Source organism: Hoeflea sp., assembly GCF_039975035.1.
Classification (GTDB): Bacteria; Pseudomonadota; Alphaproteobacteria; order Rhizobiales; family Rhizobiaceae; genus Hoeflea.
Window position 1 is genome coordinate 13963 of sequence record NZ_JBDWHW010000164.1, and the last position, 17408, is coordinate 31370.

Consider the following 17408-nt stretch of genomic DNA (forward strand, 5'->3'; position numbering starts at 1 on the left):
GCTGTTGGGGGCAGGGGCGCGCAGAAGGCCGATCAAAGCGCCTGTGCGAGCGCGCAGAATTCCTCAACGCTCAGCGTTTCGGCGCGGCGTGTGGGATCGATGCCGACGCGATCAAGAAGCGTCTCCCCGCCCAGCGGTTTGAGGCTTTGCCGCAGCATCTTGCGGCGTTGGCCGAAGGCAGCCTGCGTCACGCGTTCGAGTTTGCCTAGGTCACAAGGCAGGCGCTCGGACCGTGGAAGGAGACTGACGACGCTGGACGTCACCTTCGGCGGCGGCGTGAAGGCTTGCGGCGGAACATCGAACAGGATTTCGCTGTGGGTCATCCAGCCGGCCAGAACGCCGAGACGGCCATAATGGTTTGATCCAGGCGCCGCCACGATGCGTTGTCCGACTTCCTTTTGAAACATCAGCGTCATCGAACTCCAGAACGGACGATCCGGATCCGCGGTGAGCCAGTTGATCAGCAACTGGGTTCCGACATTGTAAGGCAGGTTGGCAACGATCCTGGCGGGTTCGCCTCCCGAAAGGGATGCCAGGTCTGTTGTCAGCGCATCGCCCTCGACAACCTCCAGCCGTCCGGGGAAACGCGCGGAAATCTCGGCGAGGATGGGCAGGCAACGCGGATCCCGCTCGATCGCCACAACGCGGGATGCGCCCTGGGCCAGCAGCGCCCGCGTCAAGCCACCGGGACCAGGTCCGATTTCGAACACCGTGAAGCCTTCGAGCGGACCGGCCGAGCGGGCAATTTTCGTCGTCAGGTTCAGGTCGAACAGGAAATTCTGGCCCAGCGCCTTCTTGGGGGCAAGACCGTGCGCGGCGACCACGTCGCGCAGCGGCGGCAAACCGTCATCGGGTGAGGCCATTATGCCGCGCTCGATTTGCTGGCCGCTTGGGTTCGCGCCATGCTGTCGGCGAGCCTGAGCGCCGCAACCAGACTGTCGGCGCGCGCCTCGCCCTTTCCCGCCAGGGAAAACGCCGTGCCGTGATCCGGCGAGGTCCGGATGAAAGGCAGGCCCAGTGTGACATTGACCGAATCGTGAAATCCAAGCGTCTTGGCCGGGATCAGCGCCTGATCGTGATACATGCAGATTGCCGCGTCGTACTCCGCCCGGGCTTCGGCATGAAACATGGTGTCGGCGGGCAGCGGCCCAAAAGCATTGATGCCGTTTGCGCGCAACTCAGCGATCGCCGGTACGATGATGTCGGCGTCCTCAGAGCCCAGCGCGCCTTCTTCGCCGGCATGCGGGTTGAGACCGGAAACCGCGATCCGCGGCGAGGTCACGCCAAAGCGCGAGACAAGTTCGCGGGCGATGATCTCTCCCGTTTCGACGATCGATGCGCTGGTCAGCGCTCCGGCCACTTGCCTGAGCGGTATATGGATGGTGACCGGCGCCACCCGCAGATGCGGTCCGGCAAGCAACATGACCGGTGTCATGGGCGGGCCGTCCGGCATTCCGCTTGCCTCGGACGCCAGATGTGCCAGGTACTCGGTATGCCCGGGATAGCCGAAACCGGCGGCATAGAGCACCGATTTCGCGATCGGGTTTGTCACCACCGCGCGGGCCCGGCCGGTGGCAGTCAGTTCCACCGCCAGTCTGATGGCTTCCACGACCGCTGCGGCATTGGTCGGATCCGGCTTGCCGGCAAGCGCTGTGGTCGCCAGGGCTACGGGAAGAACCGGCAGGGCAGTATTAAACTCCTGCGCGGCGCGGTCCGGCGAGGTTTCGATTAGCGGGATTTCAAACCCGAGCATCTTTGCGCGATGGTCCAGCATGTCCGGATCGCCGATCAGGAAAAATGCGGGCAAGTCGAGCGCGACACGGTTTTTCCAGGCAAAAAGTGCCAGATCCGGTCCGATTCCGGCGGGATCGCCCATGGTCAAGGCCAACGCGCGGCGAATCCCGTTCATACTGGTGAAATTCCCTACTTGTTGGCGATCACGGCGCGCTTGCGAAGTTCTTCAAGAAGTTTCTTGGCCTCTTCGGACTCGCCTGCACCCTCGTTCTCGGAGCGGAAAACCATTTCGGCTGCCATGTCGTCGGAAACGGTCTTGGCCGAGCAAATGACAATGAACTCAACACCGCGATCGGTTATCCGCGCCGGTGTGGCGGACCCGGCCTTGGTCTTTTCGATCAGCGGCTTCCATTCCAGCGGCAATTGCGGCTGCATGATGCGGCCCAGTTGCCGCAGCGTGACGTCGCGTAAATCTCCAATGACCGAAGCGGCGCTGTCGCATCCTTGATAGCGTCCGCGCAACTGGTCCGCCTCACGCTTGCGGGCATTGAGCGTGGCGTTCGAGCGCTTGTTGGCGGGGACCACGAATATGACCTGCTGCAGGATATATTCGGTGGTGGATGGCTTGTCGCCGCCGCGTTCGAGCATCTTGGAAACAAGGTCCTGGGTCGACATGGTGCCACTGCCACCGGTCATGGCCTGGACCACACGCGGCCAGCTCATCTGGATCTGGATATATTTCTTGAAGTGTTTCGGCGTCACGCCGGCCTGATTGAGGATTTGCGTAAGCTGCTTGGGCGAAAGTTTGTTGGAGGCGGCAAAACGCTCAAAGGAGGCATTGACCTGTGCGTCGGTTACAAGAGCACGGATCCGCGCTGCTTCCTGCCCCTTGAGCGCTTCCTCAGTCAATTGATCGCGCGCCTTCTGTCCGAGATTGCCACCGGTGCGCCGCAATTTCAGGAATGCGACACGCCGGGCGATGTCGACGCTGGTGATGGCCTGATTGTTGACCACAATCTTGATTTCGCTTGCGGCAAAGGCGGGCGGCGCCGACACCGGCGCAAAGGAAAACGTCAAGGTCGCGACCAGCAACAAGACGGTTAAGCGAAAGATCGCGGAAAAATGCATGCTTTCAGGTCCTCTGGTTTCTATGGAAAACCGACACGGCCAGTTTCGCAAATCCGATGTCGCCCGTAAATGCCCAATTCATACGGCGAAAACGAGGCGATGATCCGTCTGTTCTTGCATGGCAGCTTCAGAAACTTGGCTTCAGCAGCGGGTTGGACACCGAACCTTGCTCGAAACCGGCGAGTGTACGGAAACTGATCCTCGCGCCGATACTCCAGTCTCTGGCTTCCGAATTGTCATCGTCGCGGGTGTGCTGATAGGCGAAGGAGAATGCGAAACACTCGTCTTCGTACAGGATTCCGAATGTCTGACTGTTGAACTTCTCATCCACCAGATCATAGCTCGTCGAGGCCGCAACACTCCAGTAGTCATGAATTTTGAGCTTGGCCAGACCGGTGATTTCACGCCGATCCGGGTCGGTGTATGTGTTGGGTCTGGGAGCCTTGATCTCGCTGTAGGTCAGCGATGTGGACAATCGGCCCTTGGTCAGGCCGGCCCGAACATCGGTGCGTTCAACGCGGAAATCATCCTTGTCGAAACGGGCCGAGGTCGCCAGCGAGAAGCCATTGTAAGCCACGCCAACCATGCCGACGAAATCCGACACGTCGTCTTCAAGCCCGGAGTTTCGTGTCGCCTGCGAAAGATCCGGAGTGGCGAAGGAATTGAGCCCGGCGAGATGATAACTCTGTCCGAAAACTGCCTGTGTCTTGAAACCATTGTCGAACTGGCCGGTGTAGCGAACTCCGACATTGGCGCGGGTGCCGCCTTCGGCGCGATCGAATCCGGTGAACTTGTCGCGCTCGAACAGCGAGGTCGCATCGAAAACGAAACTCTGCGCATCCTCGTTGGGAAGGCCGCCGGCAAGTTGCTCGTCGGGGCGGACGAAGATCTGTGCAATCGGTTCGATCACATGGCTCGAATTGGCGGTTGTTACCAGGACAGGATAACTGGCTTCAAGGCCTACTGTCACCATGCCCCGCGTGTGGCTGCCATTGCCGGCAAACGTACCGTCATAGTCGGTCGGGGCGGTGTCGACATCAACCGAGTTCAGATCGCCGCGCGCTGCCAGGATCGGTGTAAGCCGCAATCCGTTCATGGCGGTAAAGGTGCGCTTCCATTCCAGTTCGGCGCTCAGTCGGGAGTTCGAACCGGCAAAACCTTTGTACCTATCGGCAAAAAGAGGGTCGGTTGTTGCAAGTCCGGCACGCCACCTTGTGTCATCGGTCTCGCGCGACAGCGAATAGCCGTTGACGTCAAGCGACAACTCGCCGCCGGCGATGTCGCTGAAGGTCCGCTTGTAGTCAAGCGAGGGGTGAACAACGGCCTGCTTCCTTTCGGCAAGGTTGTTTTTGTCAGCATCCTGGATGTCGAAGCTGTAAGCACGCAGGTCGAAATAACTTCGGTTCGACAAGCCGGTTAGATAGACTTCCGATTTCTGGGTACTGGCGTTGAAACCTTCTATCCCGTAGGTCCGTGAGAAATTATTGTCCGTCTGAACCATGGCGTCCCAGCCAAAAGTCCAGCGCGGATTGATCCGGAACTCGCCCGTGGACCCGATCATGCCGCGTTCGGTTTCATCCGCATCGACCTTGCCCGCATCAAATTCGCCGGGCTTGCGTTGGGAGATGCCGGCCATGCGTAGCGTGACTTCGCCATTGGCGAAATTCTGCCGGAATTCGGCCTCTCCGAGAAAGCCCTGCTTGGTGTAGCCGGTACCAGTAAATGTCGCATCCATGTAAGGAGAAATGACGAGATAATATGGGACAGTTAATCCGTAGCCGAAATTATCGGATTGGCTGTAACTGGGGGTCAGAAAGCCGGACTTGCGCTTGGAGTCGTGATCGGGAACTTCGAGGTAGGGCAAATAGGCGATCGGCATGCCGAACAACTCGAAGGTCGCGCGCTCCATCCGGATTGTCTTGGTTTCGCCGTTCTGAATCACCCGTTGCGCCTTGACCTGCCAGAACGGCGCGCGCTCCGGATTTTCTTGGCACGGCTCGCAGGCGGTGTAGACGCCGTTGTTGAAGGTGGTCACCGAGCCGCCGCTGCGTTCAGCGCTTTCGGCGGCGATACGGGTGTTGTCCGGCGTTTCAATCCTTAGCGCGTTGAGAAATCCGTCGGAGAAATTGTCGGTTACATCGAGATCGTCGGCATAAATCCGATTGCCGCCCGGTTCAATCATTTCGACCGAGCCGATGGCCTTCACCCGACCTGTGTTCTGATCATACTCAACCCGGTCGGCGACCAGCTGATAATCTCCGTAATCGATCTGCACACCGCCGGACGCCACAACTACGCGTGTATCGTTGTTGTAGATCATCTCGTCGGCGGCGAGCAGCATCTTTTGATCTTCTGCCACGCTGATATCACCCGGCACCGCTATCTGCGCAGCGGCTTGAGGTGTTGCAAATGCAAAAATGGCGCACATGGCCGCGCCAGCGCCCAAGACGCTAGCCAACGCATATACTCTAGACCGGCGCACACTTGCCACTATCCGTCCTCCTTGTGGAGAAGCACTGTCGTCCCCAATGCCGAAGCGACCAAAACCGGAAGCCAGGCCGCCATAACAGGCGGAATGGTCCCGGCATTTGCAAACGCCTGGATCAACTCGGAAACGACATAAAGCACGAAGCCTGCCAGGATTCCACCCAGGATGACCGTTAAAGACTGACCAAATCGAACAAATTTGAGCGACACCATCGCTGCTATCAGCGTCATCGCCGCCAAAAGTGCCGGTTGAGCCACCAAACGGTGGAATTGCATCTCATAACTGGTGGATGGGAGCCCGAAAGACTTGGCCGTTGCAATTTTCCCACCCAACTCAAAAAACGGCACTGTTTCGGCTGAAGTGAGTGATTCGCCAACGAATTCCGCTTTGAGATTGGTGGGCACTGTTGTGCTTTCCATGATTTCGACGGGTTGAGAGGCCCGGATTCTCTTCACACCCGTCAATTCCCAGACGCCGTCGCCAAGCACGGCCTTTTCGGCCTCCAGACGCTCGCGTATCCGTTGATCCTCATCAAATAGAAAGAATGTGGCGCCCGACAGCCTGGTGCCGCCGTCGGACGTGGCCCTTGCTCCCAGAACCGTATCGCCGGCTTCGGTCCTTTGTCGCAGCCAGGGGGCGACCGTATTGGCTTGCCTTGCACCGAGATTGCGTTCGACGACAATATCCTCGGCCATCTGCAAGGCATTGGCCGCGAGCGTATTCAGGGCGGTGATCGAAAAGACCCCGATGATCAGGTTCGCCAGGACCAGCGGCGCCAGAAATTGCCAGGCAGATACGCCCGCTGCCCGGGTGACGACAAGCTCGTATTTGCGGTTGAGTTGCAAGAGCGTGGCAATCGAGGCGATCAGCACCACGAACGGAATCAGCAACTGCAGCACGGTCGGCACCCTGAGCAGCGAAATCAACAGACCCGTGAGAACGGTGTAATCCGCCGCCGCCGAGAGCCGCCTGCTGGATTCGTTGAAATCCACCAGAAAAATCAAAAACAGAATCGCCAGGCAATAGGCGATGAAGGTGAAAAAATAGCGCCGGAAGAAATACCAGGACAATGTCGGAACGAGGAAGCTCATGCTGATTGTCCTTTGCCCGCGATGCTGCGCCAGCGCCTGAAGCGGGCGGTCGTGGCTTCGAGCAGGCGATCATTAAGTCGCGCCCAGGCCTTGGGGATTGTCAGCGTCCGGCCGGTCAGGGCCAGCACTCCGAAAATCACAATGACTGCCGCAGGGATCGCATAGGTCAGGAATTCCATGAAGCCATTCAGGCCGGCCTTCTCGCTGCTGAAGAATCCGAAACCGCGCATGCCCAGGGTGATTGCTGCCACCAGCGCTCCGTTTTGAAACTGTTCGTGCCGGTTTGAGCGGGCTTTTCCCAGAAAAACAAAAGCAACCAGACCGAAAGCCAGCGGATACATCCACATCGAGAAACGCTGCACCAGTTCCAGTTTGATGATGTGGGGTGCTTTTTGCACGTAAAAATCGTCATTGGACGGATGCAGAAGATAGGAGGTGGGCTGTTCCTTGGGCCTGCGGACGGCGGCTGAGCCGGCCGGCACGAAGGCCGCCATGTCGAGGGCATAGGATGTGAACGTCACAATCGAAATCTGATCGCTGGAAAGGTCGCGCTGCTGCAACTCGCCATCGACGAGATAAAGAATGTCCTTGTCGCCCGAGGACTTGATGACGCCGCTGCGCGCGTAATAGATGGTTTCAGCGTCTTCGGTGCGGGCGTCGGCAAGGAAAATGCCTCCCATCTCGCCGCCCGGCAGCTTTTCGTTGACCTGTACGTAAAGTCCTTTTTCAAGCTGCATGAACGTGCCTGAACGCACCGCGACCGAAAACAGATCTGATTGTGCCTGAGCGAGCACGTCGTAAAGCTTGCGATTCGACCATGGTTCGACGAAATTGCTCACCAAAAGCGCCATGATCGAAATGGCAACCGACAGGACCAGAACTGGCTTGAGAACCGTTACCGGTTTGACTCCGGCAGCCTCCACGACCACCAGTTCGCTGTCGGCGTTCATCCCCGAAAGCACCTGACTCACTCCGATCAGCACGGCAAATGGCGCCACGATGGACAGCACCGAGGGAATAAGGGTTGCCGCAAGCATCAGGAATGCGCCGATGGCCTGGCCGGTGGTGGTCAGCACATCGATGCGGATGAGCACCTGAGTGGTCATGACCAGCAACGTCACCGATGCCAGTGACCAGAAGGTCAGCAGGGCCATACGGCGCAACATGTAACGTTCGATCTGCTTCATTGCGCCTTTCCGGGGCAAGCGGCGGGTCGCACCGCGATTCGCGTGGCGCTTGTGAACGTCAACTGAACCAGGTCCACCATGCACCAGCCTTGTTAAACTGCAAATTGGATAATCTGTGGCAAACAAACACGGTTAACCGTTTCTTGCAGCACTGTCTCGCAAATGCAATATTGGCCGTGGCGCCCGTGGCCGCGGTGTAGTCAGGAATTGATGCATCGATCACGCCTCATGCCGTTCCGGGTTCAGGACGTTAAGCAAGTTGCGCCTTTGTCCGCACATGGGTGCTTGCCTTCCGTCGCGAAAACGAGAACATCGGGGGGCAACGCAAATCACGCAAATTCATTGGAGCCGTCATGTCGATGAGCATTGAAATCAGTTTTTCCAAGTCCGTAAAAATCGCAGGAGGACTGGTTGTCGCCATGGGCTCTTCTTCCGCCCCTGTTTCCGGTGCGGCGAGGAGCGCCGACCCCGCGGGGCAGCTCGACAAGGCGGTCAAGGTTGCCGGGTTCAACGGCAAGTCATTCTCGACCATCGACGTTATCGCGCCTGTCGACGCAGCCGCTGACCGGATCGCGCTGATCGGAACAGGAGATCCAGACAAGCTTTCCAGTCACGAATGGATGCGCATCGGAGGCAAGATTTTCACGCAGATCGGCAAAGTCAGGCAAGTGACGGTGCTTTTGGGTGACCAGGCAGCCCCTTCCGCCGAGGCCGCCGCCGATATGGCGCTGGGGCTGTTGATGCGGTCCTATTCCTTCGACACCTACAAGACCGTGAAAACCGAGGACGACGACAAGGAAACCCGCAAGGTCAGCGTGGTTTTCCAGCATGACGATGCGGCTGGTTGCAAGAAGGCCTTCGCAATTCGGCAGGTGGTTGCCGAAGGCGTCGAGCTTGCGCGCAATCTGGTCAACGAGCCTGCCAATGTGCTCGGTCCGGTGGAATTCGCCGCCCGCGCGAAAGAGCTTGAAGCACTGGGCGTGAGTGTTGAAATCCTCACCGAGAAGGAAATGAAGAAGCTCAAGATGGAAGCGCTGCTCGGGGTTTCTCTCGGCTCGGCGCGGCCCCCGCGTCTGGCCGTGATGCACTGGAATGGTGGCAAGCCCAAGGACAAGCCGGTTGCTTTCGTCGGCAAGGGCGTGGTCTTCGACACGGGCGGCATTTCAATCAAGCCGGCGTCGGGCATGGAAGATATGAAGGGCGACATGGGCGGCGCGGCTGCGGTCACCGGACTGATGCATGTGCTTGCCGGTCGCAAGGCCAAGGTCAACGCCATCGGGATTATCGGATTGGTCGAGAACATGCCCGATGGCGCAGCCCAGCGTCCGGGCGACATCGTCCGTTCAATGTCCGGCCAGACGATCGAGATCATAAACACCGACGCAGAAGGGCGGTTGGTGCTGTGCGATGCACTCACCTACTGTCAGGAGAAGTTCAAGCCGGCGATCATGATCAACCTGGCCACACTGACCGGCGCCGTCATGGTTGCGCTCGGACAGCATCATGCCGGTCTGTTCTCCAATGATGATGACCTGTCCCGGGCGCTGACAAAGGCGGGCGAAGTGACGGAGGAACGGGTCTGGCGGCTGCCGCTGAGTTCCGATTACGACAAGATGATCGATTCCAAGTTCGCCGACATGAAGAACACCGGCGGACGCTACGCCGGATCGATCACCGCTGCCCAGTTCCTCAAGCGCTTTGTCAAGGACACGCCCTGGGCGCATCTCGATATCGCCGGAACCGCGATGGGGTCGCCATCCACCGACGTCAATCAGTCCTGGGCATCGGGTTTCGGCGTGCGGCTGCTTGATGAGTTGGTGCGCGCCAACTACGAAAGCTAGGAGCCGGTCCGGTGGCCGAAGTGCTGTTTTATCACCTGACCGAATCCCGGCTTGAGGAAGCGCTCCCGCCGCTTCTCGAGAAGAGCCTTGATCGCGGCTGGCGGGTTTCCGTGCATATGGGCAGCGAAGAGCGCTGCGCGGCGCTGGACACCCATCTGTGGACCTATCGCGAGGACAGTTTCCTGCCGCATGGCGGCGAGCAGGGGCCTCACGCGGCGCGTCAGCCGGTCCTCCTGACGCTTGCCAGTGACGCGGTCAACGGAGCCACTGTCCGGTTTGTCGCCGACGGCGCCGGTATTCCGGCGCTTGAGGGTGTCGACCGGCTGGTGATGATGTTCGATGGCCATGATCAGCAACAGCTGGACTCCGCGCGGGCGCAGTGGAAGACACTCAAATCCGGCGGTCATACCCTGACCTACTGGCAGCAAACTCCGGAGAGGCGCTGGGAGAAGAAAGCCTGACAGGCGCGCGGATCCATGTCCCTGTCGTAGAATTGCCAAGCCCCCCGGAACGGATTTCGGGGGGCTTGCTCGTCTGATCTGGCGACGGTTCAGGTCAGGCGGTGCTTAGAATTCTTCCCATTCCGACATGTCCACCGCAGCGTTGCCATGAAACGCTGCCTTCTGTCTTGCCGGTGCCTGTCGCTGGGGAACCGCTGCCGGACTTGAGCTGACTGCCCTTGGCGCGGCGTGGACAGCGTTGCTGTCTGTCGTGAACCTGGAGAGCAGGTGGAACAGCGAAGCCGCCTCCGCCGCCAGGCTGTGGCTGGCCGCTGTTGATTGCTCAACCATTGCCGCGTTCTGCTGGGTGCCCTGGTCCATGGTGTTGACCGCGGTGTTGATCTCGTTCAGTCCGGTGGATTGCTCCCTCGATCCGGTGACGATGGCTTCGACATTGGCGTTGATCTGCTGGACCTGCTCGACAATGCTGACCAGGGCCTTGCCGGTCTCGCCGACCAGCGACACTCCGCTCTTGACCTGCTCGCCCGACGCGGTGATCAAACCCTTGATCTCCTTGGCGGCGGTCGCGGTGCGTTGGGCGAGTTCGCGCACTTCCTGGGCAACCACGGCAAAACCGCGGCCGGCTTCTCCGGCCCGTGCGGCTTCCACCCCGGCATTCAGCGCCAGAAGGTTTGTCTGGAAGGCAATATCGTCAATGACGTTGATGATATTGGTGATCGCTTTCGACGAGCTTTCGATCTCTGCCATGGCGACGACAGCCTTCTCGACCACCCGGCCGGAGTTTTCAGCGTCCTTCTTGGTTTTGGATACAAGCTGCCCGGCTTCTTCGGCGCGTTCGCTTGACGCTGCAACAGTCTTGGTGATTTCCTCAAGCGCGGCGGCGGTCTCCTCCACCGATGCGGCCTGGTTCTCGGTTCGCTTGGACAGGTCGTCCGCCGCGATGCGGATTTCCTCCGAACCGGACGATATCGCCCTGGCGTTTTCCGACACTGATTGCATGGCCTCGCACAAGCCTGTGTTGGCCTTGTTGAAATTGACCCGCAATGGCTCGAGCGCGGGCTGGTAGGGCTCGTTGATCTGGAAGGTGAGGTCCCCGTCAGCGAGGCGTTCGAGCCCGTTCGAGAGTGATTCCACATTGCTGACGCGTTCGGTTACATCGGTTGCGAATTTGACAACCTTGATGACCTTGCCGTCCGAATTGAAAATCGGGTTGTAAGAGGCCTGGATGTATACCTTGCGGCCATTCTTGCCAATCCGGAGGAATTCATCCGAAATGAATTCGCCGGCGCCAAGCTTTTTCCAGAAATCCGCGTATTCGGGGCGCTGTGAATAGGCGGTTTCACAGAACATCCGGTGATGCTTGCCGGCGATTTCACCCAGACTGTAACCCAGAGTATTCAGGAAATTCTCATTGGCTGTGATAATGGTCCCGTCGAGATTGAATTCGATGACGGCCTGGGCTCGGGAGATGGCGCTGATCTTGCCGCCATCTTCGGCGGCCTTGAGCCTCTGGGCGGTCACGTCGGTCGCGAGTTTGACGATCTTGTAAGGTTTGCCGCCGCGCAGGACAGGGTTGTAAGTTGCTTCGATCCATACTTCTTTGCCGCCCTTGCCAATACGCTTGTACTGGGCCTTGTCAAATTCTCCGCGGCCCAGCTTCTTCCAGAACTCGCCATACGACGGAGCCGCCGCTTCCGTCGGGTCAACAAAGATACGGTGGTGCTTTCCCTTTATTTCCGAGATTTCATAGCCAAGAACCTGGCAGAAACTGTCATTGGCGGTGAGGATGTTGCCGTTCATGTCGAATTCGATGACAGCCAGTGACTTTCTAAAGGCGGCGAGAATATTTTTTTCGTCTGAAGATATGATGCTGTGAATGCTCATTTGGTCGTCCCCAATACTTTCGTTCCCACAAGTCCGTGTCGCTGGAGAAATTTCCTCGACTTCGCAGTTTGAGCGTTTTCCCCGGTGTGCTGCCGGTTGAGGCATCACTTTTTTACGCGAAATCAAAATCTCAAAAATCAGTGTCTGAAAAGTTAACGTAACGACTAAAAATACTGTGATATGTTGTACCGATAATTCAGATCAACTAATTACGTAAGCTTGAAATCTATTTGCGCCAACTATAATGTGTAAAACTATGGGTTGAATTGTGGAAATATAATCAGTTGTGGCGGTGTTTAACTGGTGCAATCCATGCAGTGTGCCGCAGAGCGATGACACATCTGAGTTGTATCTGGAAATACTGTATTCTTACAATATGATCGAACTCTAATATAGCGCCTGAGTTCACTGCAAGATTATCCGTTTCCGGTTCCCGCATGTGAATTCGTGAGCTGATGCATGTCACGCAAAGCGTGCAGCGGTTTCGCGGTTACGCCATGCAAAAGCACAGCGCTGACGCGGGTCATCTGAACCGGTTTGAAGGCGACGGGCGTTTGGAACTTTGGTGCAACCCGTCATAAACCGGCACATCTGCATATTGCCGTTCAATCTCGATCAGCTTCTGCTTGCGCCACAATCCGCCGCCATAGCCGGTGAGAGAACCGTCGGCGCCAAGCACCCGGTGGCAGGGCACCAGAAGCGCGATCTGGTTTGCGCCATTGGCGCGCGCCACCGCGCGGACCGCCGAACGCTGGCCAATCTGATTGGCGATCATGCTGTAGCTTCGGGTCTGCCCCGCCGGAATTTCAACAAGCGCGCGCCACACCGCTTTGGTGAAATCACTGCCATGAAGCACCATCGGAACGCTGAAACTTGACCGGCGTCCGCGGAAATATGCGTCCAGTTCCGTCTCCAAAAGATCCATCACACGACCCTGCCGGCCGATGCCGATCCGTCCCTTGAATATCTGGTGCATCCGGCGCAATTCGGCAGGCAACGCCTTGCGGTCGGCGAATTCGAGCAGATGCAGGTGGCTCTCGTCGCACAGTGCGATCATCGCGCCCAGCGGCGTGTCGATATAATCCGCCTTGATCATGCCATCTGCCGAAAACCGCTTGGGCGGCTGTCCCATCAGCCGGGCGAACGCGGTGCGAAAGGCGCTTGGCGATTCAAAGCCCGCGTCCATTTGCGCCTCGATCACCTTGCCGCCGCTCGCCAGCGCGACATGACCGTGACGCAGCCGTTCAAGCCGCGCCATTTCCAGAAATGTCATGCCGAAATGGCGTTTGAAGGCCCGCCGTACGGTGGATGGGTCAAGTCCCATCCGGACAATATCGGGTTCGCTCCAGCGCTGGCCCTTGCGCTCCGTCAGGGCTTCGAGCAGCGTCTTGATCGCCGGCTCGGCTTCGGCCGCCGGCGCCATCGGGTGGCATCTCTTGCACGCGCGATATCCGGCCTGGATGCACTCTGCCACCGTGGCGTAGAAGGTGCAGTTCTCAGGCCTGGGTTTGCGCGCCGGGCAGGTGAGGCGGCAAAAGATGCCGGTCGAACTCACCCCGACATAGGCGCGGCCGTCATAACCGGGATCACGCGCCAGAAGCGCATCGTAGAGGGTGGCGGTGTCGGGCAGATCAAACAGCATGAGGTCATCGTACCGCAGTGGCGGCTGGCCGTCAGTCTGATTTCGGGCGCTTATTCAAGATGGCGTCAGGATAGCGGAAGCATTGGGTGTTACTGGTGACGCAGCGCCTCGATCGGATCCATCCGCGCGGCCCGGCGTGCGGGGAAATAGCCGAAGACGATTCCCACCATCGCCGAAAACGCGAAGGCAGCCAGGATGAGCGTCGGATCGGGAGTGAAGGGAATCGACAACAGCCGTGAACCCAGCAGGCCCAGCGCCAGGCCCAGCACGATGCCGATCAATCCGCCGATCAGCGACAAGACGATGGATTCGACCAGGAACTGAAGCAGCACCTGTCCCTCCGTGGCGCCCACGGCCAGCCGGATGCCGATTTCACGGGTGCGCTCGGTAACCGAGACCAGCATGATGTTCATGATTCCGATCCCGCCGACGAGCAGGCTGACAGCGGCAACCGCGGAGAGCAAACCGGTCAGCACGCTGGTGATGCCGGTCAGCATCGAACTGATCTGCTTCATGTCGAACACGTTGAAATCGTCTTCCTCGAACGGGCCGATGCGCCGGCGTTCCCGCATCAGCCGTTCGATATCGGATTTGGCTTTGTCCGTGGAGATGCCGTTGCGTATCGAGGCATAGATCATCGACACATCCTGGCTGCCTGCGATCCGCCGCTGGAAGGCCCGGATCGGGATCAGCACGATGTCGTCCTGGTCGGTGCCGAAGCTGGATGCGCCCTTGACGCTGAGTACGCCGATGACCCGGCAGGAGATCTGCTTCAGTCTTATGTTGGCGCCCAGCGGATCACTGTTGCCGAACAGCTTTTCCCGCACGGTCTCGCCGAGGATGCAGGCGGACGAACCCGCTCTCTGCTCGCTCTCGTAGAATGCGCGGCCGCTCGCCAGCGGCCAGTCGCGGGCGGTCAGAAAGCGGGTGTCGGTGCCGGTCACAGTGGTTGAATAATTGATATTGCCGAAAATGACCGTCATCATCCGCGAATTGCTCGGGGTGGCGACCGCGACGCTGGCAATTTGCTGTTCGATGGCATCGACATCCTTCAATGTCAGGCTCGCCGCGGTGCCGCCCACGCCCGAACCGGGGCCCTGCGAGGGTTGCCCGGGGCGGATCATCAAAAGGTTGGTGCCGAGCGTCGAGACATCCGCCTCCACCTGATCGGTGGAGCCCTGTCCGACGGTGACCATGGCGATGACTGCCGCGACGCCGATAACGATGCCAAGAACCGTCAGGAACGACCTGAACGCGTTTCTCAAAATGGCCTGCAGGGCCAGCCGCACTGCTTCATAAAGCATCTGGCGCCACTTTCTGCCCGCTTGCGTCGGATTCGATGCGGCCATCAAGGAAATGGATCAGCCGGTCGGCATATTCGGCCATGTCCGGTTCATGCGTGACCATCAGCACGGTGATGCCGTCCTTGCGGTTGAGCTCGGTCAGCAGATCCATAATTTCACGGCTGCGGGCAGTGTCGAGATTGCCTGTGGGTTCATCGGCCAGGATCACGTCCGGATTGGTGACGATCGCACGCGCGATTGCCACGCGCTGCTGCTGGCCGCCGGAAAGCTGGGACGGATCGTGGTCCTCGCGGCCCTTGAGGCCAACTTTTGCCAGCGCGTCCAGCGCCAGTTTCCGGCGTTGGGTCCGGGCCATGCCCTGATAGATCAGCGGCAGTTCGACATTGTCGAGCGCCGATGTGCGCGCCAGCAGATTGTAGCCCTGGAAGACAAAACCGAGGAAATTCCGCCTGAGCAGCGCCAGTTGGTCGCGTCCGAGATGATCGACTTCGGCGCCGCCGAAGAAATAGGCTCCGCTGCTGGGCTTGTCGAGAAACCCCAGAATGTTCATGGCGGTCGATTTGCCCGATCCGCTGGGCCCCATGATGGCGACGAATTCGCCGCCGCTTATATCGATATCAATGCCCCGCAAGGCCCGCACCTCGGCATCGCCGGTTCCGTATATTTTGGTGACGCCGCGCAGCCTGATAAGCGGCCCGTCCTGCTCAGCGGGGATGGCTGACGATCCGGCGGCTGACTCGATGGATGTCATGGCGTCGTCTGATCGGTTATCACCAGATCGCCCTCGTTGACGTCGCCGCCGCTGATCGCGGTCTTCGAGCCGTCGCTTTCTCCTGTCATCACCGAGACAGCGACCGCTTGTCCGTTGCGCAGGATCCAGATCTCGCGAGATCCGTCCGTGCTGGCCTTGGGAGTGGAAACCGGGCTTTGTGAAGGACGTTTGAACACCATTCCCAACAAGCCGCTGCCGCTGCTTTCCTCGACCTGCTGAGGTGGCGAGAACCTTAGCGCCGCGTTGGAAATCGCCAGCGTGTCTTTGACCTCGGCAACCTTGATGTCCGCTGTCGCCGTCATGCCGGGACGCAGCAACATGTCGGAATTGTCGATCGACAGGATCGCTTCGTAGGTGACCACCCCGTCGACGGTCTTGGGCGCGTACCGCAATTGGGAAATCGCGGCGGGAAAGCTGCGGCCCTGATAGGCCTCGACGGTGAACTCCGCCTCATTGCCGACCATTACCTTGCCGATATCGGCCTCGTCGATATCGACCTGCAATTCCATCTTTGTAAGATCCGCCGCCAAGGTGAACAGCACCGGGGCCTGCAATGAAGAGGCGACGATCTGTCCGACCTCGACATTGCGGTCGAGAACGACGCCGTCAATGGAAGAGCAGATGCAGGCCTTCGCCAAATTCGCCTGGTTGATTTTCAGATTGGCGGCTGAGACGCGAATGTCGGCCTCGGCGCTCTTCAGCGCGGCTTTGGCACGCTCGTAATCGGCCTTGGCGCTCAGCAGGGTTTCCTGGGTGGCGACATGCCTTTCCTCAAGCATGACCGCCCGGTCATATGCATCTTTCCTCTGGTTGAGAGTGGCGGTTGCTTCCGCAAGACGCGCCTGTGTGGCCGCCAGCGAAGCCTGGCTCAACTCGACATTCGCTTCGAGCTTGTCGGTATCCAGACGCGCCAGGATCTGACCTTGTTTGACGGTGTCGTTGAAATCGGCTTCCACCGAGCGTACCGTCCCGGAGAGTTCGCTGGAGATTTCAACCTGGCCGGTCGGTTCGACAGTCCCGGTCGCGGTCACCTGCACCACGATGTCCGTTCGGCTCACGGTCTCGGTGACATAGGCCGGCAGGCTCTGCCGCGAGGCAGTGTTGGACCAGTACCAGATACCGCCACCGGCGACGAGCAGCACTGCGAGCCAGATCAGCCAACGCCGCACCGGCGAGCCTTTTTCAGCGGTTTTGACGATCGATTCGATATCGGATTTGGAAGGTGGCATTTGCGTTTCCCATCGGTTGGGTCTCGCTAGCACAATAACGAAATCGGGAGATTGATGTGCATCAATCCGTCCCTTGCCGGCAGCATCAATTCACCCAGAGAGGCCCCCGGGTATAGGCCTATTGTTCGGTCTCGGCGTCATCCACCTGACTGGTCAGGGCAATCCATTCTTCTTCCGCCTTGACCAGTTCCGCCGCCCGTTCGCCCCGCTGCTTGGTCTTCTGGGCGATCTTGTAGGGCGCGTCAGCGAACTGCGCGGGATCCGCAAGCTCTGCATCAAGCGACTGAATCTGTTTGGTAAGCTTTGCTACCAAGGCCTCGAGAACGCTGAGCTTTTTCTTCATCGGCGCCAGACCGGCGCGCTGCTGCGCCGCCTGCTTGCGTTTCTCCGCCTTGGAACCGCCGTCGCTGTTGGAGTTCTTCTTGCCCTTGCCTGACGAGCCCACCACTTCCTGGCGGTAATCCTCGAGATCGCCGTCAAATGCGCTCACCGTGCCGTCGCGGACAATCCACAGCCGGTCGACGGTGGCTTCGATGAGGTGGCGGTCATGGGAAATCAGGATCACCGCGCCGGGGAAATCATTGAGCGCCCGGATCAGCGCCGCGCGGCTGTCGATGTCGAGATGGTTGGTCGGCTCGTCGAGGATC

General features: G+C 59.2%; 13 protein-coding genes and 1 pseudogene. 2 read left to right on the forward strand and 12 right to left on the reverse strand.

The window, feature by feature from the left end; genetic code table 11:
- Positions 1 to 32: 32 nt before the first annotated feature.
- The 6 genes from rsmA to ABJN75_RS15075 all read right to left on the reverse strand — a co-directional run bounded on the left by rsmA (position 33) and on the right by ABJN75_RS15075 (position 7628).
- Positions 33 to 863 carry a 16S rRNA (adenine(1518)-N(6)/adenine(1519)-N(6))-dimethyltransferase RsmA gene (rsmA, locus tag ABJN75_RS15050; protein WP_348440395.1) on the reverse strand — a complete coding sequence of 277 codons (831 nt, stop codon included), beginning with the start codon at positions 861 to 863 and terminating at the stop codon, positions 33 to 35.
- Complete coding sequence (pdxA, locus tag ABJN75_RS15055; protein ID WP_348440396.1) at positions 863 to 1909, reverse strand: 4-hydroxythreonine-4-phosphate dehydrogenase PdxA; 1047 nt, start codon at positions 1907 to 1909, stop codon at positions 863 to 865. Before pdxA ends, rsmA begins: the two co-directional genes overlap by 1 nt.
- 14 nt (positions 1910 to 1923) lie before the next feature.
- Positions 1924 to 2862 carry a SurA N-terminal domain-containing protein gene (locus tag ABJN75_RS15060; protein ID WP_348440397.1) on the reverse strand — a complete coding sequence of 313 codons (939 nt, stop codon included), beginning with the start codon at positions 2860 to 2862 and terminating at the stop codon, positions 1924 to 1926.
- A gap of 127 nt (positions 2863 to 2989) precedes the next feature.
- On the reverse strand, positions 2990 to 5290 hold the full coding sequence (locus tag ABJN75_RS15065) for an LPS-assembly protein LptD (protein ID WP_348440398.1): 2301 nt from the start codon (positions 5288 to 5290) through the stop codon (positions 2990 to 2992).
- 62 nt (positions 5291 to 5352) lie between these two features.
- On the reverse strand, positions 5353 to 6441 hold the full coding sequence (gene lptG / locus ABJN75_RS15070) for an LPS export ABC transporter permease LptG (protein WP_348440399.1): 1089 nt from the start codon (positions 6439 to 6441) through the stop codon (positions 5353 to 5355).
- On the reverse strand, positions 6438 to 7628 hold the full coding sequence (locus ABJN75_RS15075; RefSeq protein ID WP_348440400.1) for an LptF/LptG family permease: 1191 nt from the start codon (positions 7626 to 7628) through the stop codon (positions 6438 to 6440). Before ABJN75_RS15075 ends, lptG begins: the two co-directional genes overlap by 4 nt.
- 353 nt (positions 7629 to 7981) lie before the next feature.
- On the opposite strand from ABJN75_RS15075, the gene ABJN75_RS15080 reads away from it, so the two are divergent.
- Both ABJN75_RS15080 and ABJN75_RS15085 read left to right on the forward strand, forming a co-directional pair.
- A complete protein-coding gene (locus tag ABJN75_RS15080; RefSeq protein WP_348440401.1) occupies positions 7982 to 9469 on the forward strand; it encodes a leucyl aminopeptidase in 1488 nt (495 codons plus the stop codon).
- Between the two features lie 11 nt (positions 9470 to 9480).
- Entirely contained in the window at positions 9481 to 9930 is a 450-nt protein-coding gene (locus ABJN75_RS15085) for a DNA polymerase III subunit chi (protein WP_348440402.1), read from the forward strand.
- Between the two features lie 105 nt (positions 9931 to 10035).
- Here ABJN75_RS15085 and ABJN75_RS15090 read toward each other — a convergent pair whose 3' ends face one another.
- From ABJN75_RS15090 to ABJN75_RS15115, 6 genes and pseudogenes are all read right to left on the reverse strand, one after another.
- The gene (locus ABJN75_RS15090) at positions 10036 to 11814 is read right to left on the reverse strand and encodes a PAS domain-containing methyl-accepting chemotaxis protein (RefSeq protein ID WP_348440403.1); all 1779 of its coding nucleotides are present in this window, start codon (positions 11812 to 11814) and stop codon (positions 10036 to 10038) included.
- 523 nt (positions 11815 to 12337) lie between these two features.
- Positions 12338 to 13456: a trifunctional transcriptional activator/DNA repair protein Ada/methylated-DNA--[protein]-cysteine S-methyltransferase gene (locus ABJN75_RS15095; RefSeq protein ID WP_348440404.1), complete on the reverse strand. Its 1119-nt coding sequence runs from the start codon at positions 13454 to 13456 to the stop codon at positions 12338 to 12340.
- A gap of 89 nt (positions 13457 to 13545) precedes the next feature.
- Positions 13546 to 14760, reverse strand: a complete 1215-nt coding sequence (locus ABJN75_RS15100; protein ID WP_348440405.1) for an ABC transporter permease — start codon at positions 14758 to 14760, stop codon at positions 13546 to 13548.
- Entirely contained in the window at positions 14750 to 15511 is a 762-nt protein-coding gene (locus tag ABJN75_RS15105; RefSeq protein WP_348440406.1) for an ABC transporter ATP-binding protein, read from the reverse strand. The genes ABJN75_RS15100 and ABJN75_RS15105 overlap by 11 nt, the downstream gene beginning before the upstream one ends.
- Positions 15508 to 16761 carry an efflux RND transporter periplasmic adaptor subunit gene (locus ABJN75_RS15110; protein ID WP_348440407.1) on the reverse strand — a complete coding sequence of 418 codons (1254 nt, stop codon included), beginning with the start codon at positions 16759 to 16761 and terminating at the stop codon, positions 15508 to 15510. Before ABJN75_RS15110 ends, ABJN75_RS15105 begins: the two co-directional genes overlap by 4 nt.
- A gap of 118 nt (positions 16762 to 16879) precedes the next feature.
- Positions 16880 to 17408: pseudogene (locus ABJN75_RS15115) on the reverse strand (ABC transporter ATP-binding protein); the annotation flags it as partial.